Genomic DNA, 24807 nt, shown 5'->3' with positions numbered 1-24807 from the left:
AATGCAAGGCTTTTTTATATTAAAATTGTTCTTATAAAGTATAGGTTAACCTAAAGGTAACAAACCTTGGTAAAACAAATGTTTCAGAACTATAAACTGAAATGTTACTAGAACCATTATTTACTTCAGAATCTATATTCAATAAATTGGTTGCTCTAATTTGATACTCCCATTTAGCATCCTGATCTTTTCGGTAAGCTAAACTAGCGTTCCAAGTTTGGTAGGATTGTGTATCACTAACATTACTACTTTGACTTGTATAAGAATAATCAGTTCTAAACGTTAAAGCTTTCCACAAGTATGCATCAAACTCTACTGAAGGAGCATTTGTAATAAACTGTGTATCATTATCACCTTGATTCGTATCAGAAACACGATATAAATATTTTAAACTTACGTTTGGTGCTTCTCTAAAATTAGTACGCAATTCTGGTGTATAACTCTGAGAAAATGTTTCATTTACAGATCTTACATCTTGTACAAATTGATTATTCTTACTGTAATTAAAATTAACTCGCATACTAGCTCTTAACTTACCAAATGTACGTTGTATACGTCCAATAGCTGTAACACTCTCATCTGCGAAGTTTGAATTAAAGTATGTATTTGTTCTAATGACATTATCAAAATTAGTAAATGAACGTATTTGATCTATGTTTTTGTTATAATTAAGAATTGCAAAAACATTGGTATAATTAAATAGGTTAAAACTAAAGTAACGTAAGCTCAAATTATGAGATAACGAATTTTGTAATTCTGGTTCACCATACTGAAGACTATTATAGTTATTTAAAACTAAACCTTCAGCTAAACTTGTAACATCCGTAAACGCATTTTTCATGTTATAACGAAAGGTTAAGCTTTCGCTCTTTTTAAACTGAATTTGTGTTTCAAAATCTGGTAATATTCTAAAGAAATTGTCTTCGTATGTTTCACCAAACTGTGTGTTTTTGTTACCATAAGCATGCACAGAAAACCCTGGAGTAATTGTAAACTTACCTGTTTTTAATCGGTAATGAAAACCTAAATAAATATCACTAAAATTATACTCAGTGTCATTTTCATTTAATAACACATCTCCTTCCTCGTTTGTTAAACTTGCTGTTGGATCAAAATAAGAACCATCATCTAAAAACTGAAAGATATTAGAGTTAAATTTCTGAGTACTTAAAATAGTCCCTAAGGTTAAATTGATATTACTTTTTGAATTCAAAATATTGTAATAATCTAATTTAGCATCTAGCTGATTTGATTTTATACGACGGTCTTGATTCAAATCATAACCTAACTGATCTCTATCTAGTCCTAAACTCAAAGCTGTATTATCAAAAGCATCTCTATCACTAGGATCTGTAGCATTATTATTTGTAGGGTCGTTTACTAAAATGGCATTGTAAAACGGATCTTCATCTTTTATTAAATGTTGCGCTTCAAAAGCAAAAATATTATTCTCATTTAGGGTGTAATAATAATTTACATTTTGATTAATACTAAATGGTTTAGCCTCATCTAATTGATACGTATTACCTACAACCGAAGAAAATTCATTTTGAGTTTCAGAATCACTAGAAATTCGACCTAAAACATCATAGTTTAATTGGTTATTTGCATTTGGCTTATAAGCTGCACTTAATTTTGCTAAACCTTGGTTAGTAGCCTCACTACCTGTCTGTATTGTTTCTTCATCCGGAATTTCTAATTCGGGATTTGTATAACGTACAAAACTTTCTTCACGAGTACGTAATCTACTACTATTATAAATTATAAAGCCACTAAGATCTAAAGCTTTGTTTGGCGAATAACTAAAGTTAACTGCTGCTAATTTAGATTCTACAGTTTGTGAATCGTCTATATTGGTTAATCCACTTAAGCCATTATCTCCAAGATTTAGACTTGTTCCGCTACTAGAACTTGGTCTTCTAAAACCACCACCAAAGTTTCGAAGATCTCTACCTGTTAATGCCACTTCACCTGTATTATTTAAATCTCCAATAACATTAACACTGTATTTAGGGCTGTAATAAAATAGCTTAGGCTGCACTAAATAAAGCTCATCATTTGGAGATGGTGCAACACCTCCACCTACTGTAACATCACCAAACCAAAAGTTTTCTTTTCCTTCTTTTAGTTTAATATTTATAGCAACGTTATCTTGGTTGTTTTGTACACCACTTAATTGCCCTACCTCAGCATAATTACGTAATACTTGAATTTTATCTACAGCATTAGAAGGTATATTTTTTGTGGCCAATTTTGAATCTCCATCAAAGAAATCCTTTCCGTTTACCATTAGCTTAGTAACTTCCTTTCCTTCTACTTCAATTTTACCTTCTGCTGTTATTTCTATACCAGGTAATTTTTTTAGGACATCTTCAAGCTTTCGCTCTGTTCCACTTTTAAAAGAATCGGCATTATAAATTAAGGTATCTCCTTTTATGGTTACTGGCATTTCATAAGTCAACTCAACAGCATCAAGCATATTATCTGTAAGCATTGTAAAGTCTTTTGTGATATCTACTTCTTTAGTTTCAATAGTTTCATCGACGGACTTTAATCCAATATAACTCACCTGAATACTATACCTTCCGTTCTTACTTAGCGAAATAACATATTTTCCACTAGCATTAGTAATAGCATAGGATTCTAATGTATTGGTATCTTTATTAATAGCTATAATATTAGCTAACTCTAAAGGCGCTCCAATACTATCTTTTACAATGCCTTGCATTTTGATTTGAGCAAAAGAGCTCATTACTACTAAGGTAAATAGTAGTGCTAAAATATTTTTCATATAATTTGGTTGTGATTGTGGTGTTTAATATTTGGTGCTTAATTTCGTCCTCTTCCGCCACCTCTACCGTTGCGTCCTCCGTACATTTCACGCATTTCTTCCATCTTTTTTGTAGTGATTTCAGTGTATTCTTCTTGCGTAACTTTTTGACCTTTTTTAGGCTTTTCTATCGTTTCTTTATCTGTTGGGTTTAATACAATCTTAGTACAAAGAATCGTTGTACGGTCTGCATTAACTTCTAAAATTAAACCTGGTAAACCCCAATAATTATCAGGCCCTTGGTTAACAGGAATTTGAGGAGTGTACCATGCTACAACCTCTATTGTTTTAGGTTTTGCAGGCTCATTTGAGTCAGTTGAATCTTTACCCTTCTCTCCTTCTTTACGTTGATTTCCATTTCTTGGTCTTCTGAAACTCTGAAAATCAATTCCTGTAGGCTCTACCATCGCAGTTGCTTTAAAACAGGTGTATTGACCAATTGTTTTGGTTTCAGTCCCCATTTTCCATTCTATAGTTTTTAATTCGTCTTTAACTAAAAACTGCTTCCCAAAAAATTCTTGATCTTGAAGCATTTCTTTGGTTTGAACATTTTTATATTTTGGTCCGCCTGTCAGACTTCCTCCAAAACCTCTACGACCTCCGCTACCAGGTGCTTCTAACTTTTCTTCTTCTTTATAGATAGACTCAGATTTAGTAAACGTTAATGTAAACTCTTTTTCTAAAAAGCTCTTCATACGTTCTTGAATTTGCTTTTTACGTTCTGCGCTCATGTCTTGTCCACCAAACTGATCTAAATCCATGGTTGTTTTAGACATGTAATAGGCTTTTCCTTGAAAATCTTGAGCAAATAAATTAGAACTGGAAATTATCACAGTTAATAACAATGCAATTTTAAGCGGTAGTTTCTTCATCTTTAATGGTATAGTAAAACTCAATAATAGTTTTTTTGTTAATCTTATTATCATAAGACTCTACTGATGAAGAAAAGTTAAGTCTAGGTTTGTTAAACTTGTGTTAAGAAAACTAACCTCCTATACTTATCTGAATCACCTCACCGCTTTTACTACCATTTCTGGGTGCATAACGCTCCATCATTTCCTTTGTTTTTTTATCCATAATGACGTCGTATTCCTTCTGAGAAACTTCTTTACCTTTTGTAGGTGCTTCAATCTTAATTTTTTCTTCAGGATTAACGACTATCTTACTACAGATTACCGTTAGTTTTCCGTCGTGAATTTCTAAAATTAAACCCGGAAGACCTTGGTATTTTGCAGGACCATTACTTACAGGAATTTGAGGAGTATACCAAGCTGTAACTGTACGTTCTTCCATTTCTAGTTCTTTTTCCTCTTCAGTATCATCATCTATATTTGAATTACTGTTAAAATTGAAATTATTTTTAGGCACCTTCTTGGTATATGTTGCTTTAAAACACATATACTCTCCTATGTGTTTGGTGTCGGATTCTAGTTTCCATTCTATGGGAGAGATCGTATCTTTAATAAGGAATTTTTTTCCCATTGTTTCCTTGTGATCTACATAGTTATGATCTTTTATATTTTTATAAAACACATCTGACCCACTATTGCCAAAAGACATCTGAATGCCTCCTCCAACTTGTGGCTTATCTAATTCTGCTTCTTGTTTATATAATGATGCACTTTTATCAAAAGTCAAAATATACGTTTTCTGAAACTGCTTCTTCATCATGTCCATCATTTGCTTTTGCATTGCATCGTTCATTTTGGTACTATCCATTTTAATATCAAAATCACGATGGGTTTTGTAAGTCGCAATGCCTTGAAAATCTTGTGCACTAACAGATGAAACGATTACCATTAATATCAAAATTATAATTCTAGTAATTGTTGTCATTAGTTTCTGTTTTTTAAATTATAAAATTTCGATGCTGTAGCTTTCATTTTTTCAATATTCTTTAGAAATTTCGTTTTTTCATTTGCCCTTCCTGTAACAGTATAAGTCATGTTTCCTTCTAAATTATCCTTAGCCTCTGAAAAGCTACAGTTTAAGGTTAAACTCAACTCTTCATCGTTATCCATCATTTCTAATAACTCATCTAAATCTTCCGCTTTAAAAGTAGACTCTAACTCTTCAAGAGAATCAACGCTAACCTCAATACTAAACGCATCAATTTTTACTGATTTTTCTTCAACTTTAGATTGACTAAATCCAACAACAGAAACTAATAACACTAAACAAGTGAGCACTTTTTTTAGACTATAACAGTCACGCAACTTTGATTTCATTTTTTATGGTTTTATAATTAATACCCTACAAATATCTCAACACCAATTTGTTTTTTAGGTTAACTAGTGTTAACGTGTGTTAACCGATAACCTATACTTAATAATAACTTTATACATTTGACATATGAATGATAAACGGTATCGCCTAATTTTATACACCATCATTGCCGTAATTATGGCTACCATTGGCATACAGGTCTATTGGAATTATAAAAACTACCAAACCAATAAACAACAACTAATTAACGACGTACAGATTAGTTTGGATAAAGCGGTAGATGATTATTATACCGCTTTGGCAGAGCGCACTACTTTTGGTTTTATTCTTGAAGGCGACCAACAAAAAAATGCTTTTGAAGAAGATGGAGAACTAGAAAAAATTTTAAAAACCATTGATGAATCTAAAAAAGAGTTTAAAAATCTTGATGCTTTAGATACAAATACTATTGAAGGCATAACTATTTTTAGAGGGTTTAAAGCAGATTCAATGTCAGAGGCTCATAATAAAAAACACAAGCCCTTATCAATAGATCAATTTAAATTACAAATAGATAGCCTTAAAATTGATACCAAAGATCTCGAATTTAAAAATGCCGAATTTCTGACCTCTAAAGTGATGATTTCGATAAAAAATGACACACTTGATGTTAAGGCCGTTGAAAGTCTAATAGCAAAAGAATTAGAGCGCAAGAATATTAATGTCGATTTTTATTTAGACTATAAAGACTCCGAACGCTATTTAGACTATTTTAGGGTAAACGGATACATACCCGAATTAGATCCTAATCACATGTCTGATGATTACCTTCAAACAGATACAAAATCTAGATTTCTACCAAAAGGCACATTTTTAACCATATTATTTACCAACACCACCAAAGCTATTTTATATCGCATTCTCGGAGGCATCTTAATTTCAACGCTCTTAGTTTTAACTGTAATAAGTTGTTTATTCTATCTATTAAAAATCATAAAACATCAAAAGCAATTAGCCGAAGTAAAAAATGATCTTATTAGTAACATTACACATGAATTTAAAACACCTATTGCCACCATTGGTGTTGCTTTAGAAAGTATTAATAGTTTTAATGTTATTGACGATAAAGAAAAAACTAAAGCCTACATTAATATGTCTTCTAAGCAATTAGATAAATTGAATATTATGGTTGAAAAACTCTTAGAAACAGCCACTTTAGACAGTGACAATTTAGAGTTAAACAAAGAGTCTATTGATATTGTAGAATTACTAAACACTTTAGTAAATCGTTATAAAATTCAATTTCCAGAAAAGGAATTTAATACCAGTTTAAAAGTTGAGAACCTGTGTATTAATGTCGATATATTTCATTTTGAAAATGCTCTAAATAATATTTTAGACAATGCCACAAAATATGGAGGTGCTATTATTTCTATTGATTTAGTTCCAAAAGAAACAAATATAGAACTTTTAATTTCAGATAATGGCAATACTCTAAGTAAAGCAAACAAAGACCGGATTTTTGAAAAATTCTATCGTGTTCCAAAAGGGAATACACACGATGTAAAAGGATTTGGTATTGGTTTATATTACACTAAAACTATTATAGACAAACACAATGGGTCTATCTCCTTAGAACTCAATAAAAATTTAACCACATTTAAAATCACACTTCCAAATGGCTGATCACATAAAAGTTTTATTAGCTGAAGACGAAGCTGCGCTCGGACAAATCATTAAAGAAAGTCTAGAAACACGAGATTTTAAAGTCGTTTTATGCGATAATGGAGAAAAAGCATTTGAAAAATTCAAATCTGAAGCACTAGACATTTTAATTTTAGATGTAATGATGCCTAAAAAAGACGGCTTCACTTTAGCAAAAGAAATTAGAGCCATTGATGATGATATTCCTATTATTTTTTTAACAGCAAAATCGCAAACTGCCGATGTTGTAGAAGGGTTTTCAATTGGAGGAAATGACTATCTAAAAAAGCCCTTTAGCATAGAAGAACTTATAGTACGAATTCATAATTTAATAAGCAGGTCTAAAACACAAAAAACAACAAAAGTCTTAAAAATAGGTGCTTATACTTTTGATTTCCCCAAACAACAACTTCTTTACAAGTCTGAAAATCCTATTCAATTAACTCATAGAGAAGCGCATCTTTTATTTCATTTAATAAAAAACAAAAATCAGGTATTAGACCGCTCTTTAATATTAAATAAACTTTGGGGAACCGATGATTTTTTTACGACAAGAAGCATGGATGTTTTTATTACAAAATTGCGTAAAAAACTAAAGAAGGATCAAAGTATACAAATCATTAATGTTCGTGGGTTTGGGTATAAATTAACGGATTGATTTTAGCTTAGCAACCAAGTTTAAACCTTTCAGGTTTTAAAAACCTAAAAGATCTTGACACAAAGTCTGACACAATTTTTGTATTTTTCAAGCTTATTCGCCCACAATCATGCAAAAATTAGTGTATTTGTTTTTTCTCTTTAGTTTATTTTGCTTTTCACAAGAGAAGACACAACAACGAATTACTGCTACTCTAAAAGATTCTATAAAAATTGAAACCAAAGCTATTTTTGGTATTGACAACTTTGGAACACTTTACTATACTACAGAAAACAATTCATTTAATAAAAAAACAAAGGATACCACCATTACTTATGCCAATTTTCAACTTGGAGAAATCACATCGGCAAACACGTTTAACCCTTTAAAAATAAGCCTATTTTATAAAGATTTTAATACAGTTATAATTTTAGACAATCGTTTAGCCGAAATTTCAAAAGTAGATTTTAATACCATTCACCCATACAAAAGTGCCTCTTTTGTCTCTTCTGGTTTTGATAATTCGTTGTGGATATTCAATCAGGATTATCAATATTTAGAATTGTATGACTATAAAACTAATAAGATAAAACTCAAAACTGTTCCTGTTCAGTCTATCGTTTTAGACCTAAAAAGCGACTATAACTATTGCTATTTGCTTACGGAGAACTTTCTTTACATTTATAATTATTTTGGTAGTTTAATTCAAAAGATAGAGAATACAGGATATGAGCGTTTAGCTTTTAGTAAAGCATATTTGCTTTTAAAGAAGGCTGAAAAACTTTATTTCTTAGAAAAAAATGGCTCTAAAATTAAGCCTATACAACATCCAAAAATGTTAATAAAACAGTTTTTGGTAACCAACGAAACCTTGTATATTTACGACCAAGAAATACTACGAGAATACCAATTAAAAACGGAATAGATTATGCATGTTGCTGTTGCTGGAAATATAGGAGCTGGAAAAACTACACTCACAAAATTACTCGCTAAACATTTTAAATGGGAGGCACAATTAGAAGATGTCGTTGACAATCCTTATTTAGATGATTTTTACAATCAGATGGAACGTTGGAGCTTTAATCTACAAGTGTATTTCTTAAATAGCAGATTTCGTCAAGTCAACCAAATTCACGATAGCGGAAAAGATATCATTCAAGATAGAACCATTTATGAGGATGCACATATTTTTGCACCCAACTTACATGCTATGGGCTTAATGACAAATCGCGATTTTGAAAACTATTCTTCGCTATTTGAGTTAATGGAATCTTTTGTAAAAGGGCCTGATTTATTGATTTACTTACGCAGTTCTATTCCTAATTTGGTCGCTCAAATTCATAAAAGAGGTCGCGATTACGAAAACACTATCAGCATAGATTATTTAAGTCGCTTAAACGAGCGCTACGAAGCTTGGATTTCTAAATACAATAAAGGTAATTTATTGATTATTGATGTAGACAATCTTGATTTTGTAGCGAACCCTGAAGATTTAGGTGATATTATTAATAGAATTGATGCTGAGATTAATGGCTTATTTTAGGTGACTCTTACACTCTATTTTCTCAAGGCCATTACATTTACTTTTGTCTCATGGACTATTGGGTTAATCGTTAATAATGCAATAAAAAACACCACATTCTATTCAAAATTATCAGATTTTCAATTTATCAGAAGCGCAACTATTTATAATAGTCTTGGGCTATCTGTTTTTGCTTGGATTATAAAAAACAGCTTCTTTAAAATCTTCAATCAGAATATAAAACTAAAAAAAAGAGCTTCTCGTGAAGATCTAAAACAGATTAGAAATGAAATGGTTTATGCCGAAATTGGACATATTATTGGCTTCATTTTTATACTTATTATTATAGGTTTACAAATAGGGCATAAAGCTTACTCCTTTGCTCTAATATTGTTTGTTTTTAATGTAATATTTAATCTATATCCTTCATTATTACAACAGAAAAACAAAAAAAGAATAGACAATATCCTTAAACAATAAATCCGTGTTCTCTAGCATGTTCTATTGCCTGTTGACTATTTTCTACAAGCAAAACTGGTGTTAAGCTATAATTTTCTATCAAGCGTCTTACCCGTAACATTTTCTTTTTGTGCTTAACACACCGTAGATAAATAGCAAGAATTCTATTTGGAAATTTTTCTGCTACTTCTATATAAATATCTGGATCATGCTCGCCACTATCACCTATTAAAATAAAAGGCAAATCTGGATACGTTTTAAGAAGGTTCAAAATCTCTTTTTGTTTCTGAGGCTTATCACCTAATTCCTTTTTCTTTAAAGCCTCGCTAACGCTACGCAATAAGATAGGTCCTTTTGGAAAATCGTTCTGCTTTAGAAAGAGTTCTAAATAACGGTATAAATTCCACGGACTATGACTAACGTAAAAAATAGGATTGGCATTATCACCAGATGAGCCTCGATGTAATTTATGAAAAAACTCTACCGAGCCCTCTAAAGGAATTCTACTTTTAGCACTCTTAAAAATAGAATTATAAATTAATCTCCACTTTAGCAAAGACACAACTCCTGTATGTAAAATTGTATCATCAATATCGCTTGCCACACCAAATTTCGCTTTACTTGAAGGAATTAATAATTCTCCCGGAAATCGATTTTGATTCTGTATGGTACGTTTTATATTGACGTCATTATAAGATAATTCAAAAGGCAACCAACCCTCATCATTGGTAAGTGATTTTAAGTTTTCTAAATTAGCTTCAACCCAAAAATAGCCTTTTCTATCTGTCGTTGCTTTTAAAATGTTATTATTAGGTAGTTTTAAATCTAAACCTACATGCTTAATTTCATCAGTTCCAAAACGTTTCCAAGAATTCACGATAAGCTGCCAAGTATTGTTAGCTTCTAAGTCTATTGATTCATCTTCTAATGCTCTACCTCTAGCATAAAAATGAGAATCTGTTCCATAACTTTGAAATGCAATAATCTGTAAAGGGTCTTTTTTTAACCAGCTCAATTATCTATTTTTTTATGTTTTTCAAGATACTAAAATCACTTCATTACAAAAGCAATAGCACGTTTAATTCGTTAGGCTAATGTTAAATATTTATCACCTTTATAATATTCCTAGTATTTTAGTCAAATCAAGAAACTAAAGCAACTTAAACCCAACCACAACGCATGCAAAAATTAATATTTCTACTCCTATTAGGCTTCTCTTGTAGTTTAATAACCGCACAAAACACCGAAAAAGAAAATCTAACACCCACACCTAACTATAGAGCAGCAGCTAAATTTTCTCCAACAAATTTAGGAAAACTGGTACATTCAACGTCTGTAAATCCACATTGGTTAAAAAACGGAAATCGGTTTTGGTACCAATATAAAACAACTGAGGGTTCTAAATACTATATTGTAGATGCAGACAAACGCAGTAAAAAAGTGCTTTTTGACAATGAAAAGATGGCAAAATGGCTTACTGAAATTACAAAAGATCCTTATGATGCTAAACATTTACCAAAATTTAACTTTGAGTTTGTAAAAAATGAAACAGCAATACGTTTCTATGTGACGTCTACAGAAAAAGTGGACGAAGCAAAAGATGACGACGATGACGATAAAGATATTGAAGACAGCAAAGACACCGATTCTACCAAAACAAAGAAAAAAGGCAAAGCTAAAAAGGCTAAAAAAGTCAACAAAGTATACCATTTTGAATACCGACTTGGCAGTAATGGCTTAACCGTCTTAGATAATAAAAAGAAGAAAAAAGAAGATTGGAAAAAATGGGCAAACATTGCACCAGACAGTTCCGTAGTGTTATTTTCTAAACATTACAATTTGTATTGGATGGACAAAGAAAATTTCCTCAAAGCGGTTAAAAACGAGAAAGATTCTACAATAGTTGAAAACCAATGGACTACTGATGGGGAAGAAAATTATGATTTTGGTGGAAGTAGCCGTGGAGAAAACAATGAAACCAAATTAAAGAATAAAGACAAACGTAAATATGTTCGTGGTATTTGGTCTCACGACTCTAAAAAGTTTGTATTCCAAAGAACAGATTCTAGACATATCAATGATTTGTGGGTTATTAATACAACATCAAACAAGCGTCCTACTTTAGAAACTTACAAATACCACATGCCTGGTGAAGATGAGTATTACAAAACAGAACTCCATGTCTTCGATATACCTTCAAAAAGTAATATAAAAGTCCAATTAGATACTGTTAAACAACAAAGTATTCAAGTATATCGTGCGCCAAGATTAAAATCGAGTTACGATGATGATTTTTCACCTTCATTACTTTTATCTAAAAAAGGTAAAATCTATTATAGCACAATTAGTAGAGATCGTAAAAAACTAGATATCTGTGTGGCTGATATTAATACCGGAGAAACAAAAGTTTTAATAGAGGAACGCTTCAACACCTATATAGAGTCACGTCCATTAGTCTTACTAAATAACGAAACTGAAATGCTACATTGGGCAGAACGTTCAGGTTGGGCACACTATTATTTGTATGATACTGAAGGAAACTTAAAAAACGAAGTGACCTCAGGCTCTTATCATGTAGAACGCGCTATTGGTGTTGATGAAAAAAGTAGAACACTTTATTTTACAGCTCATGGTATTCCAAAAAACCAAGATCCGTATTATGAACACCTTTATAAAATTAATTTAAATGGCTCTGGACTGCAAGCTTTAAATCCTGGTGATTATAATACGAGTACGAGCATGGCAGACTCTAACGCTTATTTTGTAAATAATTATTCTAGAGTAAATACCGTTCCTAAATCAGAATTAAGATCTCATACCGGAAAACTTATTATGAATTTAGAAGAAGCCGACCTATCACAATTAATGGCTACAGGTTATCAATTTCCAGAACCCTTTAAAATGAAGGCAGACGATGGTATTACAGATATTTATGGAGTAATGTACAAGCCTTTCGATTTTGATGAGACTAAAAAATACCCATTACTAGAATATGTATATCCTGGACCACAAACCGAAGCTGTAAATAAATCATTTTCTGTACGTATGGATCGCTTAGATCGTATGGCACAAGTCGGATTTATTGTAGTCACTATGGGAAATCGTGGTGGACATCCAGACCGTTCTAAATGGTACCACAACTATGGCTATGGAAACCTTAGAGATTATGGTTTGGCCGATAAGAGACACGTTGCAGAACAACTTGCCGACAAACATAATTTTATTGATATTAATAAAGTTGGAATTTACGGTCATTCAGGTGGTGGTTTTATGTCTACCGCAGCCATGTTAGTGTATCCAGATTTCTTTAAAGCGGCAGTCTCTTCTGCCGGAAACCACGATAATAACATTTATAACAGTTGGTGGAGTGAAACGCATCATGGTGTACAAGAAGAAATGGATGATGATGGTAATGTAAAATACAAATACCTCATTGACAATAACCAGTCTTTAGCTAAAAATCTAAAAGGAAACTTAATGTTGATTACTGGTGATGTAGATAACAATGTACATCCAGGAGGCACCATTAGAATGGCAAACGCATTAATAAAAGCAAACAAACGTTTCGATTTTATGCTTATGCCAGGTCAACGTCATAGTTTTGGTAATATGACTGAGTATTCTTTTTGGTTACGTGCCGATCACTTTAGTAAACATTTACTAGGAGTAGAAGCAACAGAAATTGATATCACCGAAATAAACAGAGATCAACCTAAAACAAAACCTTAGTACACTACTATATTTGAGATAAAAATAAAACCACGTTCCTTAGCGTGGTTTTTTTTATGCTTATATAGAAACACTAACATTACAACTTAGTGCTATTTAAAAATTTTGATAACATTTCTTTTCTTTAATTTTGCAACATGATAAAAGCCTTACAACTACGCATTAATTTACAGCAAGAAAGACAACCCGATGGTTTGCTTAATAAAGCGGCCTATGATTTGGGAATGAAATCTTCCGAAATCTCAGGAATTAAAATTCTTAGAAAATCGATTGATGCACGTAAGCGCAATATTATGTTCAACTATAAAGTTGAAGTTTACATTAATGAACCTGTACCAGAAACTTCAGATTATCATTTTGATTATAAAGATGTCTCTAACGCAAAGCCTATTCATATTATAGGTTTTGGACCAGCAGGCATGTATGCCGCATTACGCTGTATAGAGTTGGGATTTAAGCCTATTGTTTTAGAACGCGGTAAAAATGTACAAGATCGTCGACGTGATTTAAAAGCCATTAACCAAGATCATTTTGTAAACGAAGATTCCAATTACTGTTTTGGTGAAGGTGGTGCAGGAACTTATTCTGATGGTAAATTGTACACCAGAAGTTTAAAACGTGGAGATGTTAGAAGAATCTTTGAAAACCTAGTGTATCACGGAGCAACAGATCAAATTTTAGTTGATGCCCATCCACATATCGGAACCAATAAACTACCAAAAGTGGTTCAAAATATAAGAGAGAATATCATCAAGTTTGGTGGTGAAGTGCATTTTGAAACGCGTGTGACTGATTTCACGATTAAGAACAATAAAATTGTGGCTATTCAGCTTAACAATGACAATGAACTCGATGTTGAAAAAGTCATTCTAGCGACGGGTCATTCTGCAAGGGATATTTTCTATTTGTTAAATGATAAGAAGATAAAGTTAGAAGCAAAATCATTTGCCATGGGAGTACGTGTAGAGCATCCGCAAGACATCATTGATGGTATTCAGTACCATTGTAAAGGTGAGCAACGCGACGAGTTACTTCCGGCAGCTTCATACAGTTTGGTACAACAAGTGAATGACAGAGGTGTGTATTCATTTTGTATGTGTCCTGGTGGATTTATAGTTCCTGCAGCCACAGCCAATGGTGAAGTTGTCGTTAACGGGATGTCTCCTTCCAAACGAAATAATAAGTTTGCCAATTCTGGTATTGTCACAGAAATTAATGCTGATAAAGACCTTTACAAATACGAACATTTTGGAGCTTTAAAAGCACTCGAATATCAAAAGGATTTAGAACGTTTAGCCTTCACTGCTGGAGGAAGACGACAATCTGCTCCTGCTCAAAGGTTGACGGATTTTGTAGAAGGCAAATTGTCTTCAAGTTTAAATGAAACCTCTTACCAACCAGGTTTAAAATCGGCACCATTGCATTCATTACTACCCAAAATAATTGGAGGATCTTTACGCAAAGGCTTTAAAGCATTTGGCGAAAAAATGAAAGGCTACTATACCGAAGAGGCTAATATTATTGGTGTAGAATCTCGTACATCTTCACCTGTAAACATTCCAAGAACAGAAACTTTAGAACATCCTGAAATCGCTAATTTGTTTCCTTGCGGAGAAGGTGGTGGTTATGCTGGAGGTATTATTTCGGCTGCAATGGATGGTGAGCGTTGTGCTGAAGCTGCATGTGTTTAGAATTACGTATACGATATAATTGTTCCGATGAAGTTAAAACAGTCTTTATTCCTGTTTCTATCAGCAACGCAATCTTAATTCAATTTCAAGATATTATTCCTATTTTTGCATCTTAAATTGAAACACAAATGAACGCATATATATTTCCAGGTCAAGGTGCTCAATTCTCAGGAATGGGATTAGACCTTTACGAAAACTCACCTTTAGCACAAGAATTATTTGAAAAAGCCAATGAAATACTTGATTTTAATATTACAGACATTATGTTTGAAGGTTCTGCTGAAGATTTAAAAGAAACTAAAGTCACTCAACCTGCTATCTTTTTACACTCTGTAATTTTAGCAAAAACACTTGGAGACAGTTTTAAGCCGGATATGGTTGCGGGTCATTCTCTTGGTGAATTTTCTGCATTAGTTGCCGCTGGAGCATTAACTTTTGAAGACGGACTTAAATTAGTATCACAACGTGCACAAGCCATGCAAAAAGCCTGTGAATTGCAACCAAGCACTATGGCTGCCGTTTTAGGTTTAGAAGATACCGTTGTTGAAGACATCTGTAAAACTATCGCAGGAGTTGTAGTTCCTGCAAATTATAATTGTCCAGGTCAATTAGTAATTTCTGGCGAGGTAGAAGCCATCAATAAAGCTTGTGAGGCATTAAAAGAAGCTGGTGCAAGACGTGCTTTGGTATTACCTGTTGGTGGAGCATTTCACTCTCCATTAATGGAACCTGCTCGCGAAGAATTGGCTGCTGCCATAGAGAATACAACATTTAGTAAACCTAATTGCCCAATATATCAAAACGTAACAGCGTCTGCTATAACAGATGAAAATGAGATTAAATCCAATTTAATTTCACAATTAACAGCTCCTGTTCGTTGGACACAATCGGTACAGCAAATGGTTGCTGATGGTGCATCACATTTTACAGAAGTAGGACCTGGAAAAGTATTACAAGGCTTAGTAAAGAAAATACACAGAGAAGCAGAAACGGCTTCAGCTACTTTTGAAACTAACTCCTAAACCCAATTACTTTGAACAGATCACTATTTATTGTATTACTCATAGCTTTTAATATTGCCATTGATCAAATTTCTAAAGTAATTGTTAGAACAACAATGATTAAAGGAGGTAAAGGCCAAATCAATGTTATACAAGATTATTTTCAACTCATTTGGGTAGAAAATAAAGGAGCTTTTTTAGGTATGGGAAGTGATATGAATCCTACGCTTAGGTTAATCTTCTTGTTAGTTTTACCAACCCTTGTTTTAGCTTATGTGATATATTATATTTTAAAAACTAAAGAATTAGACAGATTAAGCCTTATTGCCTTTTGCTGTATTGCAGGAGGAGGTATAGCCAATGTCTTTGACCGAATTGTTTTCGGTGAAGTCACTGACTTTTTCTTTATTGATTTAGGCGGTGTTTTTAAAACAGGAATCTTTAATGTTGCTGATATGTCTGTTACCATAGGAATGGTAATGTTACTATTCAGTGGTGTTTTTAACAGCAAGAAAAAAGAAAAGATTGCTTAACGCGCTAGTTTACAATCTTCGCAATCTTTAATTTCACCATAATAAGTTTCACGATATTTGTGAAGTGTTTTGTAAGGTATACTTAAAAATTGCTTTTTGATGTAGGTGACATTAGTCTGTAATACACCCATTTTTTTTGTGAAGCGACCTTCTGTTTTGGTCTCTCTTTTAATACTAATCAATTTCATGTTGTTCAATTATCATTCACTGCAAAGCAACGAAGATTGATGACCAACTCCAAGAAATGAATGTTAAAACAGGGTTAACTCCTTTTGATATTATCATATTGAAAATCAGACACTACAACAATTAACATATTCGCATCGTTGTAGCTTAAGGGTTACACATTCAATAATCAAAATTTCGCTTAAAATGGGCTATTTTTTGTAAATAATGCCGTTTTTCATTACAAAAGTGACGTTTTCCATGGTAGAAATTGTGATTGTTGGATCGTCGTTTACAGCAATAATATCTGCTAAATAATTAGGTTTAATTTGTCCAATTTTATCTTCCATTTGTAACAACATAGCATTGGTAACTGTTGCACTTTGAAGCGCTTCAATTGCAGGCATTCCTGCTTCAACCATATATCCAAACTCTTTAACATTATCACCATGATAAAATACAGCAGCGTCAGTACCAAAGGCAATTCCCACACCTGATTTATAAGCTCTACCAAACATATCTTGAATTTTTGGTCCAATATTTAAAGCTTTAGGAACAATAATTTCAGGATAATAACCCGAAATCTTTGCTTTATCAGACACAAACTTACCTGCTGTAATGGTTGGCACTAAATAAACATTGTGCTTCTTCATAAGCTCCATAGTTTCATCACTCATTAAAGTACCATGCTCAATCGTTTTTACTCCGCCTAAAATGGCACGTTGCATCCCTTCATCTCCATGTGCATGTGCAGCTACATGAAAGCCATAATCTTTGGCTGTTTCACAAATTGCTTTTATTTCTTCGACAGTAAATTGTGGATTTTGTCCACTTTTAGCCATACTCAAAACACCGCCTGTTGCTGTTATTTTAATTAAGTCTGCTCCGTTTTTATACCGCTGTCTTACTGCTTTCTTCGCATCCTCGACACCATTAACCACACCTTCCTTTGGACCAGGATCACCCATAAGATTTTTACTAGATCCGTTTGTTGGGTCGGCATGACCACCTGTCGTTGCTAATGATTTACCTGCTGTAAAAATTCTTGGACCAACAACTTTTCCTGCGTTTATAGCATTTCTTAATGCTATATTTACTCCAGAACCTCCTAAATCTCTAACCGTTGTAAAACCACTCATTAAGGTGACTTTTGCATAATTTGTAGAATTAAAAGCTACATCTGCATCATTCAAGGTATATTTATTAAGATAAGCTTTTGGACTCGTTTCGCCTTCAATATGAACATGCATATCTATTAAGCCTGGCATGACCGTTTTAGACTTTAAATCTACTGTGATATCTTTTACACTTGTTGGATTTATATAGCCATTTTCAACCGAAATTATTTTATCGCCAGAAACAACAATAGTTTTCTTCTTATGTACTTTACCTGATTTTGTATCTATCAATTTTCCACAGTGTAAATACGTGTTCTGTGCCGTAAGTGTTACTGTACAGAGCAATACTAAAATCCCAAGTAAAGTTTTCATAATTATTTAGTTCTTATTTTTTGTTCCCATTTCCAAGCAGAATCCATTGCGTCGTCTAAGGTCAATTCGGTTTTCCAACCTAAAACCTTATTGGCTTTGGACGTTTCAGCATAAGCCGAAATGACATCTCCTTCGCGTCTATCTACAATTTTATAATTTAAAGATTTCCCAGAAACGCGTTCAAAAGACTGAACAGCCTCTAAAACTGTACTTCCTTTTCCTGTTCCTAAGTTAAAAAACTCAAAATTAGAATCGTTTTTATGATTCAATAATCGCTGTAAAGCCAGTACATGCGCTTTTGCTAAATCTACCACGTGAATATAATCTCTAACACAAGTACCATCTGACGTTGGGTAATCTCCTCCAAAAACAGATAATTGTTCTCGTATACCAATTCCCGTTTGCGTAATAAAAGGCACTAGATTTTGCGGCACTCCAATAGGTAATTCCCCTATTTCTGTTGAAGGATGCGCTCCGATAGGATTAAAATAACGTAAAGCAATAGCATTAACATCTCCATTTACTTTACAGACATCTCTAATAATTTCTTCACCTATTTGTTTTGTATTTCCATAAGGAGATTCTGCAACTTTAACAGGTGCATTTTCAGTAATTGGCAATTCATCTGCTTGACCATAAACCGTACATGATGAACTAAAAATGAAATTCTTAGTATTTAAACCACTTAATTCCTGAAGCATATAAACCAAAGTTGTAATATTATTTTCATAATACATTAAAGGTTCAGCGACACTTTCTCCAACCGCTTTACTTGCGGCAAAGTGAATGACTCCAACAACATCATTATGACGTTTAAAAAAGTCTTGTACGTCTTGTTTTACTCTTAAATCTAATTTTTCAAAATGTGGCTTTTTATTCGTAATAGCAGTGATACCATCTAAAACTTCAATTGAAGAATTGGATAAATTATCTATAATTACGACTTCGTAGCCTTCGTTTTGTAATTCAACAACGGTATGCGACCCAATAAAACCTAAACCGCCTGTTACTAAAATCTTCATATTATTTATTTGTCTGTATAAAATTTAAAACTGTACTCGTGATAAATTCAATTTGTTCATCATCAAGTTCTGTATGCATTGGAAGTGAAATCACAGATTGGATTAAGGCATTGGTAACTGGAAAATCTGATTCGTTATAACGCTCATCCATATACGCTTTTTGTCTGTGCAACGGAATTGGATAATACACTCCACATGGAATATTTTTTGATTGTAAGTGTGCTACAAGAGCATCTCTATCTACTCCTTTTAAATTAAGTGTATATTGATGAAAAACATGATCATCACTACTATCTCCATGCTCTAAACCTGTTGGAGTTACAATATTAGGATGATCTTTAAAAGCTTCATTATATTTTCTTGCTGTGTTTCGTCTGGCTGTATTGTAGCTATCTAAATGCGGTAATTTAGCATCTAAAACAGCGGCTTGAATAGAATCTAAACGTGAATTTACACCAACCACATCATGATGATACCTTTCGTACATTCCATGATTTACGATACCTCTAATTTTATGAGCCAAATCATCATCATTAGTAAAAATGGCGCCACCATCTCCATAACAACCTAAGTTTTTAGATGGAAAAAACGACGTAGAAGCTACATGCCCTATAGCTCCTGCTTTGGTTTTACTACCATCGCTATGTGTATAACTTGCGCCAATAGCTTGCGCATTATCTTCAATGACGTATAAGTTATGTGCTTTCGCTAATTCCATAATGGCATCCATTTCTGCCGGAAGTCCAAATAAATGAACTGGCACAATAGCCTTAGTTTTTGGTGTAATTGCTTTTTCAATCGCAGCGACATCAATATTAAACGTTATGGGATTCACATCTACTAAAACTGGAGTTAATTGTAATAATGCAATAACCTCAACAGTGGCTGCGAACGTAAAATCGGCTGTTATCACCTCATCTCCAGGCTGCAAGCCTAAACCCATCATGGCGATTTGCAAAGCATCTGTACCATTAGCACAAGGAATAACATTTCTAACTCCTAAGTAATCTTCAAGATTTTTTTGAAATTGATGTACTTTAGGTCCATTGATAAATGCAGCACTTTCCATCACTTCTGCTATCGATGGATCTACAACATCTTTTATTTTTGCGTATTGACTCTGAAGGTCAACCATTTGTATTTTTTTCATTCTAAAGACTACATTTTAGTGTATAATAAAAAAAGCCAAAGGCTCTAAGCGAAAATACAAAATTGTAATGGCTGAGCCAATGCTTTTAATTGAAAGAAATGTATTTTAGCACAAATCTTTTTTTTGAAAGGACTCTATTCCATAGGAATTTACTTAGCAAATTTTGTTATTACAATTGCTTCATTATTCAATTCTAAATTGAAACAGGGAGTTATTGGCAGAAAAAACACCTTTTCAAAACTTAAAAAAACCATTACACCAGAAGACAAAACCTTTTGGTTTCATTGTGCTTCTCTTGGCGAATATGAACAAGGTTTACCTGTTTTTGAAGCTTTAAAAGCTAAGCATCCTGACCACAAAGTCGTATTGTCTTTCTTTTCGCCTTCTGGTTATGACGTTAGAAAAAATGCAAAAATTGCCGATGTTGTAGTTTACCTTCCGCTTGACTCCAAAGCAAATGCCAAACGTTTTTTAGATTTAGTAAATCCCGATTACACACTATTTGTAAAATATGAAATATGGCCTAATTTTTTACATGAAATTAAAAAACGTGACCTAAAAGCGATTTTAATTTCTGCTGTATTTAGAAAAGATCACATTTTTTTTAAATGGTATGGCAGTTATGCAAAGTCTGCGCTGTTTGCGTTCAATCATATTTTTACACAAGACGAAAACTCTAAAACATTACTTCATCGTATTGGGTATAATGCTGTTTCTGTTTCTGGCGACACACGATTTGATAGGGTTTCAAATCAATTAAAAGTTGACAATACAGTGTCTTTTATTGAAGAATTTAAAAACGACAAATTATGTGTGGTTTTTGGAAGCTCTTGGCCAGATGATGATAAATTATATATGGATTTCTTAAATTCTAATACTAATGCAGATGTAAAGTTTGTAATTGCTCCACATAATATAAAGCCTAGTTATGTGGCTTCTTTAAAATCACAATTAAACGTAAAAACCATTTGTTATTCAGAATTAACTGAACATCAAAATTTAGCCCATTATAAAGTCTTTGTTTTAGACACCATTGGGTATTTAAGCAAAGCTTATAGCTATGCAGATATGGCTTATGTTGGTGGAGGCGCAGGAACAACTGGTTTGCATAATATACTAGAACCTGCTGTTTTTGGTATTCCAATTCTTATTGGAAAGAACTACGACAAGTTTCCTGAAGCTAAAGAACTTATTAATTTAGGAGGAGTTACTAGTTTGGCGAGTTCTTCAGCCTTTAACGCTTCTTTAAGCGCTTTAATTACTGATGCTATATTGAGAAAAAAGCAAGGTGAGATTACTAAATCTTATATTGATTCTAATATTGGTGCTGTTGTAAAAATTATGGCTTATTTAGAATCTTAATTAATATTCTATAGTTCTAAACGTTAAATTAATCCTTGGTGTTTTTACTTTTTTAGTTGGAGGTAAGCGATGTAACCAATGGGTTTGAGTAGATCCTTTCATCACCAACAAACTGCCTTTTTCTAACTGAACAGAAACGTTTTGCTTAGTCGCTTTATGTTTAAATAAAAATTTACGTTCTGCACCAAAACTTAAGGACGCAATGGCTCCATTCTTTTTTAAATCCTTTTCACCATCACTATGCCAAGCCATACCTTCTTCTCCACTGTGGTACAAATTAAGTAAGCATGAATTAAAAGTTTCTCCTGTTTTGGCTTCTACCATTTGCTTGAGTTCTAAGAGCTCTTTATTCCAAGGTAATGCCGATTTTGTAGTTTTAGAATAGGTATAACTAAATGGTTCATCTCCATACCAAGCTACTTTTCGTTTCGTAATAATTAGTTTTCCAAAAATGATCGCTTTATCATTCTCCCAATCAATATGTTCCAGTAATTTTTTGTAATATTCTTGTGCTGTTTCAACAGTCATTATGGAGCCGTAATAATTAACTTCTCCATCAAATGGTAAAAGATTAGCATCTATTTCAGAATTAAACAAGTCCATTATTACAAATAAATTCACCTCAAGCTTTCTATTTCTTCACAAGTCTTACAACTTGAGTAGCTGCATCGCTCTTCAATTGTATAAAATATATTCCAGAACTTAATGATGTCACATTAATAGTCATATCGGACTGTAATTTTACGGGAATTGTATTTCCTAAAATATCAATAAGTTGAACTGATTTTAAGACAACATCAGATTCTATTTGAATGGTATCTACAAACGGATTAGGATATACTTTAATTTTTGCCATTTCAAATTCTGAAACAGATAAAGAACATTGGGGATTAGTACCAGCTACTGATGTAAAGACACCATTATCTATAGACCAATTTCTCCATTCTCCTCCACTGCCTGTTTCCCAATCTGAGAGATCAAAATAATTCACGCCTGTTTCTGTTCCTGGGACTTTGTAAACTTTGATGGCTTCTCCTCCTCTATTCCAGGTTAAAGGCGAACCCGACACGCAAGTTTCTGGCTCAAAATCTGTGGTACAATTAGCTTGTAAAAAATAAACATACTCATCGTAAGCAGGATACTCTCCATACACGTATGCTTTACCATCTGGTTCAACACACACTGCGGTATATTCATTACAGCCTATTCCAAAAGAACGTGTGCCATTATCTGTTGCAATTCTGGCCAACATTACACTATGTCTTGCTCTTCGGTCTGGGCTGTCGTAATGCGAATCTGTAATCAGATTATTCAAATTTGGTATATCTAAAAAATCATTTTCACCAATAGCGACTCTTGGATGGTATGGATTACTTAAAGCGACTTCACTAGACAAGGTTCCGTATTGTGCTGAAAAATAGTTACCTCCTAAAATAGCCAAACCAGCACTAGTACCACCAATGACTCCTTGTTTGGTATTTACAAAGGTATTTAGCGCATCTTCCATAGCATTATCCTTAAAATAACTGACATAATCGTATTGATCTCCACCAGCAAACCAAATGGCTTCTGCATTAGCTACTTTTTGTAACACATAAGGATCTGTAGCGCCAGCAACGTTATTGATAACAAATGTGGTTACTGAATTAATTGGTGAATTTAAATCTGATGCTAAATCCGTATAAAAATAATCGTTATAACCATCGCTTCCTGATGCTCTAAGGACTACAACATCTCCTCCGTCTGCTTTATTTAAAAACCAAATCATAGCATCTTCTTGTTCTACAGCCCCACCCATTAAACAAACTCCTGCTTCATGATTAGTAATAGCATCTGCATTACTTCCTGTATGATATTCTGTATAATCTTGAGCAAATCCAATTTGTAAACTCAACAAACATAATAGGGTAATTTTTTTCATGTGTTCTTATTTAATATTCTTCTTAAAATGAATGCTTTCAACCTAATACTTCATGCCTAATACCTATTTCAATTTAGAATTCACTAACCTGTGCATCAAAACTGCAGTTATTTTTGCTTGTGTTGCTACCGTATTTAAATCTCCGGTTTCATTAATTGTGTGGTCGTCTCCACCTCCTGTAAGCCCTAAACCATCAATTGCCATATCTACATATTCTGAAGTAAACGAAATATCTGCAGCACCAGCATTTCTTGGATTTACAGCTGTGACAGATCCAAAACCTAAATCTTCGCTTACGGTATTATAATATTCTAACAACTTCACATTTCCATCTGTTTTGGTTAATGGTGGATATGCACCTGCTGAAAAGGTTAATTCGGCCTTCGTTTTTGGGTAATTTTCAGAAACTATCTTTTTCATTGTGGCTTTAGCTTTAATCAGTTGATCTAATGATACGGCTCTTAAGTCGCCACGAACAATAGCCTCTTGAGATACCACATTAGATTTCCCAAAAGCATGTCCTCCCGTTCCATCTTCATCGGGTTGTAATGCTGTACCTCCTATGATAAATCCTGGGTTGAAGGTTAAATCTTTTTCTTTGGCTAACTGAACGTAAAATTCATTTAAAATTCTAGATGTTTCATAAATAGCACCTGAACCAATAGCATCTGTAAAAATTTGAGAAGAATGCGCAGGGTTTCCTGTTACTTTGAGTTGCCAATCTGCAGAACCTCTTCTTGAAACCACTATTGTCTTTGGGTTGTTATCGCCATTTTCAAAGCCTAAAGCAATATCTGCGCGTTTTGCGGCATCGATTAAAGCTTTTTTAGACAATTCTAAAGGGTCACCACTCTTTTCTTCGTCGCCTGTCATTACAATTTCTATAGACATATCGTCTAAAAGTCCAGCGTCGTGTAGTGCTTGCATGGCTAAAATGATGATAACATCACCACCTTTCATATCGGCAACGCCTGGTCCTTTCATGATAGAATCGTTAAGCATGGTGTAGTCTTGAAAAGGGCTATATAATTCAAAAACAGTATCTAAATGACCTATCATTAAAAATTTTGGGCCTTTTTTTCCTTTTCTTGTCGCAATTAAATGTCCTGCTCTACCATAAGCATCACCATTAGTCAATTTGGTTTTAAACCCTAATTTATCTAATTCCTTTTGATAGAGTTTTCCCACTTCTTTTACACCTTCAAAATTCATGGTGCCACTATTAATGTTTACCGATTTTTTAATTAACGTAATAGCGTTTTCCGTATGTTTATCTACCGCTTTTATAATGTTTTTCTCTTTTCTATTATTTTGAGAAAAACCTAAAAGCGAAACGCATAAGACGGCAATGAAAAGTGAATTTTTATAATTGGATTTTAAAATCAT

General features: G+C 33.2%; 22 protein-coding genes. 10 read left to right on the top strand and 12 right to left on the bottom strand.

The features are described from left to right. Window positions 1-31: 31 nt before the first annotated feature. From ABD730_RS01420 to ABD730_RS01405, 4 genes are all read right to left on the bottom strand, one after another. Window positions 32-2791, bottom strand: a complete 2760-nt coding sequence (locus ABD730_RS01420; RefSeq protein WP_344712043.1) for a carboxypeptidase regulatory-like domain-containing protein — start codon at window positions 2789-2791, stop codon at window positions 32-34. Between the two features lie 38 nt (window positions 2792-2829). Next, the gene (locus ABD730_RS01415; RefSeq protein WP_334467798.1) at window positions 2830-3702 is read right to left on the bottom strand and encodes a GLPGLI family protein; all 873 of its coding nucleotides are present in this window, start codon (window positions 3700-3702) and stop codon (window positions 2830-2832) included. A gap of 112 nt (window positions 3703-3814) precedes the next feature. Continuing rightward, a complete protein-coding gene (locus ABD730_RS01410) occupies window positions 3815-4666 on the bottom strand; it encodes a GLPGLI family protein (RefSeq protein ID WP_344712041.1) in 852 nt (283 codons plus the stop codon). Next, window positions 4666-5058, bottom strand: coding sequence for a hypothetical protein (locus ABD730_RS01405; protein ID WP_344712039.1), 393 nt, complete (start codon window positions 5056-5058; stop codon window positions 4666-4668). The genes ABD730_RS01410 and ABD730_RS01405 overlap by 1 nt, the downstream gene beginning before the upstream one ends. A 124-nt stretch (window positions 5059-5182) precedes the next feature. Here ABD730_RS01405 and ABD730_RS01400 point away from each other — a divergent pair, with 124 nt between their 5' ends. The 5 genes from ABD730_RS01400 (at window position 5183) to ABD730_RS01380 (ending at window position 9378) form a co-directional block, all read left to right on the top strand. Further along, window positions 5183-6721: a sensor histidine kinase gene (locus tag ABD730_RS01400; RefSeq protein WP_344712037.1), complete on the top strand. Its 1539-nt coding sequence runs from the start codon at window positions 5183-5185 to the stop codon at window positions 6719-6721. Further along, window positions 6714-7397 carry a response regulator transcription factor gene (locus ABD730_RS01395; RefSeq protein WP_334467806.1) on the top strand — a complete coding sequence of 228 codons (684 nt, stop codon included), beginning with the start codon at window positions 6714-6716 and terminating at the stop codon, window positions 7395-7397. The genes ABD730_RS01400 and ABD730_RS01395 overlap by 8 nt, the downstream gene beginning before the upstream one ends. A gap of 109 nt (window positions 7398-7506) precedes the next feature. Further along, window positions 7507-8301: a hypothetical protein gene (locus ABD730_RS01390; RefSeq protein WP_344712035.1), complete on the top strand. Its 795-nt coding sequence runs from the start codon at window positions 7507-7509 to the stop codon at window positions 8299-8301. Window positions 8302-8304: 3 nt separating this feature from the next. Continuing rightward, window positions 8305-8919, top strand: coding sequence for a deoxynucleoside kinase (locus tag ABD730_RS01385; RefSeq protein WP_215928415.1), 615 nt, complete (start codon window positions 8305-8307; stop codon window positions 8917-8919). Continuing rightward, window positions 8920-9378, top strand: a complete 459-nt coding sequence (locus ABD730_RS01380) for a glycosyl-4,4'-diaponeurosporenoate acyltransferase CrtO family protein (RefSeq protein WP_344712032.1) — start codon at window positions 8920-8922, stop codon at window positions 9376-9378. Here ABD730_RS01380 and ABD730_RS01375 read toward each other — a convergent pair. Beyond that, window positions 9368-10372 (bottom strand): App1 family protein phosphatidate phosphatase, encoded by a 1005-nt coding sequence (locus ABD730_RS01375; RefSeq protein WP_344712030.1) that lies wholly within the window; start codon window positions 10370-10372, stop codon window positions 9368-9370. The genes ABD730_RS01380 and ABD730_RS01375 overlap by 11 nt on opposite strands. A gap of 164 nt (window positions 10373-10536) precedes the next feature. Here ABD730_RS01375 and ABD730_RS01370 point away from each other — a divergent pair, with 164 nt between their 5' ends. From ABD730_RS01370 to lspA, 4 genes are all read left to right on the top strand, one after another. After that, a complete protein-coding gene (locus tag ABD730_RS01370; protein WP_344712029.1) occupies window positions 10537-13086 on the top strand; it encodes a S9 family peptidase in 2550 nt (849 codons plus the stop codon). 137 nt (window positions 13087-13223) lie between these two features. After that, the gene (locus tag ABD730_RS01365) at window positions 13224-14777 is read left to right on the top strand and encodes an NAD(P)/FAD-dependent oxidoreductase (protein ID WP_344712027.1); all 1554 of its coding nucleotides are present in this window, start codon (window positions 13224-13226) and stop codon (window positions 14775-14777) included. Between the two features lie 128 nt (window positions 14778-14905). Further along, entirely contained in the window at window positions 14906-15799 is an 894-nt protein-coding gene (fabD, locus tag ABD730_RS01360; RefSeq protein WP_344712024.1) for an ACP S-malonyltransferase, read from the top strand. Window positions 15800-15810: 11 nt separating this feature from the next. Further along, on the top strand, window positions 15811-16311 hold the full coding sequence (lspA, locus tag ABD730_RS01355) for a signal peptidase II (protein ID WP_334467824.1): 501 nt from the start codon (window positions 15811-15813) through the stop codon (window positions 16309-16311). Here the strand turns inward: lspA and ABD730_RS01350 are convergent. The 4 genes from ABD730_RS01350 to ABD730_RS01335 all read right to left on the bottom strand — a co-directional run bounded on the left by ABD730_RS01350 (window position 16308) and on the right by ABD730_RS01335 (window position 20138). Next, a complete protein-coding gene (locus tag ABD730_RS01350; RefSeq protein WP_334467826.1) occupies window positions 16308-16499 on the bottom strand; it encodes a hypothetical protein in 192 nt (63 codons plus the stop codon). The two genes, lspA and ABD730_RS01350, sit on opposite strands and share 4 nt — an antisense overlap. Before the next feature lie 189 nt (window positions 16500-16688). Then, window positions 16689-17966 carry a metal-dependent hydrolase family protein gene (locus ABD730_RS01345; RefSeq protein ID WP_344712021.1) on the bottom strand — a complete coding sequence of 426 codons (1278 nt, stop codon included), beginning with the start codon at window positions 17964-17966 and terminating at the stop codon, window positions 16689-16691. Window positions 17967-17968: 2 nt separating this feature from the next. Then, the gene (gene galE, locus ABD730_RS01340; RefSeq protein WP_215928405.1) at window positions 17969-18988 is read right to left on the bottom strand and encodes a UDP-glucose 4-epimerase GalE; all 1020 of its coding nucleotides are present in this window, start codon (window positions 18986-18988) and stop codon (window positions 17969-17971) included. Between the two features lies 1 nt (window position 18989). Continuing rightward, window positions 18990-20138: a DegT/DnrJ/EryC1/StrS family aminotransferase gene (locus ABD730_RS01335; protein WP_334467832.1), complete on the bottom strand. Its 1149-nt coding sequence runs from the start codon at window positions 20136-20138 to the stop codon at window positions 18990-18992. Window positions 20139-20261: 123 nt separating this feature from the next. On the opposite strand from ABD730_RS01335, the gene ABD730_RS01330 reads away from it, so the two are divergent. Beyond that, window positions 20262-21500: a 3-deoxy-D-manno-octulosonic acid transferase gene (locus ABD730_RS01330; protein WP_344712018.1), complete on the top strand. Its 1239-nt coding sequence runs from the start codon at window positions 20262-20264 to the stop codon at window positions 21498-21500. Here the strand turns inward: ABD730_RS01330 and ABD730_RS01325 are convergent, their stop codons facing one another. From ABD730_RS01325 to ABD730_RS01315, 3 genes are all read right to left on the bottom strand, one after another. Next, a complete protein-coding gene (locus tag ABD730_RS01325) occupies window positions 21501-22103 on the bottom strand; it encodes an alpha-ketoglutarate-dependent dioxygenase AlkB family protein (protein WP_344712320.1) in 603 nt (200 codons plus the stop codon). It lies immediately after the preceding gene. A gap of 28 nt (window positions 22104-22131) precedes the next feature. After that, a complete protein-coding gene (locus ABD730_RS01320) occupies window positions 22132-23421 on the bottom strand; it encodes a T9SS type A sorting domain-containing protein (RefSeq protein WP_334467838.1) in 1290 nt (429 codons plus the stop codon). A gap of 63 nt (window positions 23422-23484) precedes the next feature. After that, window positions 23485-24807: a M20/M25/M40 family metallo-hydrolase gene (locus tag ABD730_RS01315; RefSeq protein ID WP_344712015.1), complete on the bottom strand. Its 1323-nt coding sequence runs from the start codon at window positions 24805-24807 to the stop codon at window positions 23485-23487.

It is taken from the genome of Winogradskyella damuponensis (assembly GCF_039538385.1).
Classification (GTDB): Bacteria; Bacteroidota; Bacteroidia; order Flavobacteriales; family Flavobacteriaceae; genus Winogradskyella; species Winogradskyella damuponensis.
This window is presented reverse-complemented; position numbering and strand designations above follow the sequence as displayed.

What these genes read in the sequence shown, in the direction of transcription:
- ABD730_RS01420 (WP_344712043.1), bottom strand. Translation starts at nt 2,791, where the DNA reads ATGAAAAATATTTTAGCACTACTATTTACCTTAGTAGTAATGAGCTCT.
- ABD730_RS01415 (WP_334467798.1), bottom strand. Translation starts at nt 3,702, where the DNA reads ATGAAGAAACTACCGCTTAAAATTGCATTGTTATTAACTGTGATAATT.
- ABD730_RS01410 (WP_344712041.1), bottom strand. Translation starts at nt 4,666, where the DNA reads ATGACAACAATTACTAGAATTATAATTTTGATATTAATGGTAATCGTT.
- ABD730_RS01405 (WP_344712039.1), bottom strand. Translation starts at nt 5,058, where the DNA reads ATGAAATCAAAGTTGCGTGACTGTTATAGTCTAAAAAAAGTGCTCACT.
- ABD730_RS01400 (WP_344712037.1), top strand. Translation starts at nt 5,183, where the DNA reads ATGAATGATAAACGGTATCGCCTAATTTTATACACCATCATTGCCGTA.
- ABD730_RS01395 (WP_334467806.1), top strand. Translation starts at nt 6,714, where the DNA reads ATGGCTGATCACATAAAAGTTTTATTAGCTGAAGACGAAGCTGCGCTC.
- ABD730_RS01390 (WP_344712035.1), top strand. Translation starts at nt 7,507, where the DNA reads ATGCAAAAATTAGTGTATTTGTTTTTTCTCTTTAGTTTATTTTGCTTT.
- ABD730_RS01385 (WP_215928415.1), top strand. Translation starts at nt 8,305, where the DNA reads ATGCATGTTGCTGTTGCTGGAAATATAGGAGCTGGAAAAACTACACTC.
- ABD730_RS01370 (WP_344712029.1), top strand. Translation starts at nt 10,537, where the DNA reads ATGCAAAAATTAATATTTCTACTCCTATTAGGCTTCTCTTGTAGTTTA.
- ABD730_RS01365 (WP_344712027.1), top strand. Translation starts at nt 13,224, where the DNA reads ATGATAAAAGCCTTACAACTACGCATTAATTTACAGCAAGAAAGACAA.
- fabD (WP_344712024.1), top strand. Translation starts at nt 14,906, where the DNA reads ATGAACGCATATATATTTCCAGGTCAAGGTGCTCAATTCTCAGGAATG.
- ABD730_RS01350 (WP_334467826.1), bottom strand. Translation starts at nt 16,499, where the DNA reads ATGAAATTGATTAGTATTAAAAGAGAGACCAAAACAGAAGGTCGCTTC.
- ABD730_RS01345 (WP_344712021.1), bottom strand. Translation starts at nt 17,966, where the DNA reads ATGAAAACTTTACTTGGGATTTTAGTATTGCTCTGTACAGTAACACTT.
- galE (WP_215928405.1), bottom strand. Translation starts at nt 18,988, where the DNA reads ATGAAGATTTTAGTAACAGGCGGTTTAGGTTTTATTGGGTCGCATACC.
- ABD730_RS01335 (WP_334467832.1), bottom strand. Translation starts at nt 20,138, where the DNA reads ATGAAAAAAATACAAATGGTTGACCTTCAGAGTCAATACGCAAAAATA.
- ABD730_RS01325 (WP_344712320.1), bottom strand. Translation starts at nt 22,103, where the DNA reads ATGGACTTGTTTAATTCTGAAATAGATGCTAATCTTTTACCATTTGAT.
- ABD730_RS01320 (WP_334467838.1), bottom strand. Translation starts at nt 23,421, where the DNA reads ATGAAAAAAATTACCCTATTATGTTTGTTGAGTTTACAAATTGGATTT.
- ABD730_RS01315 (WP_344712015.1), bottom strand. Translation starts at nt 24,807, where the DNA reads ATGATTTTAAAATCCAATTATAAAAATTCACTTTTCATTGCCGTCTTA.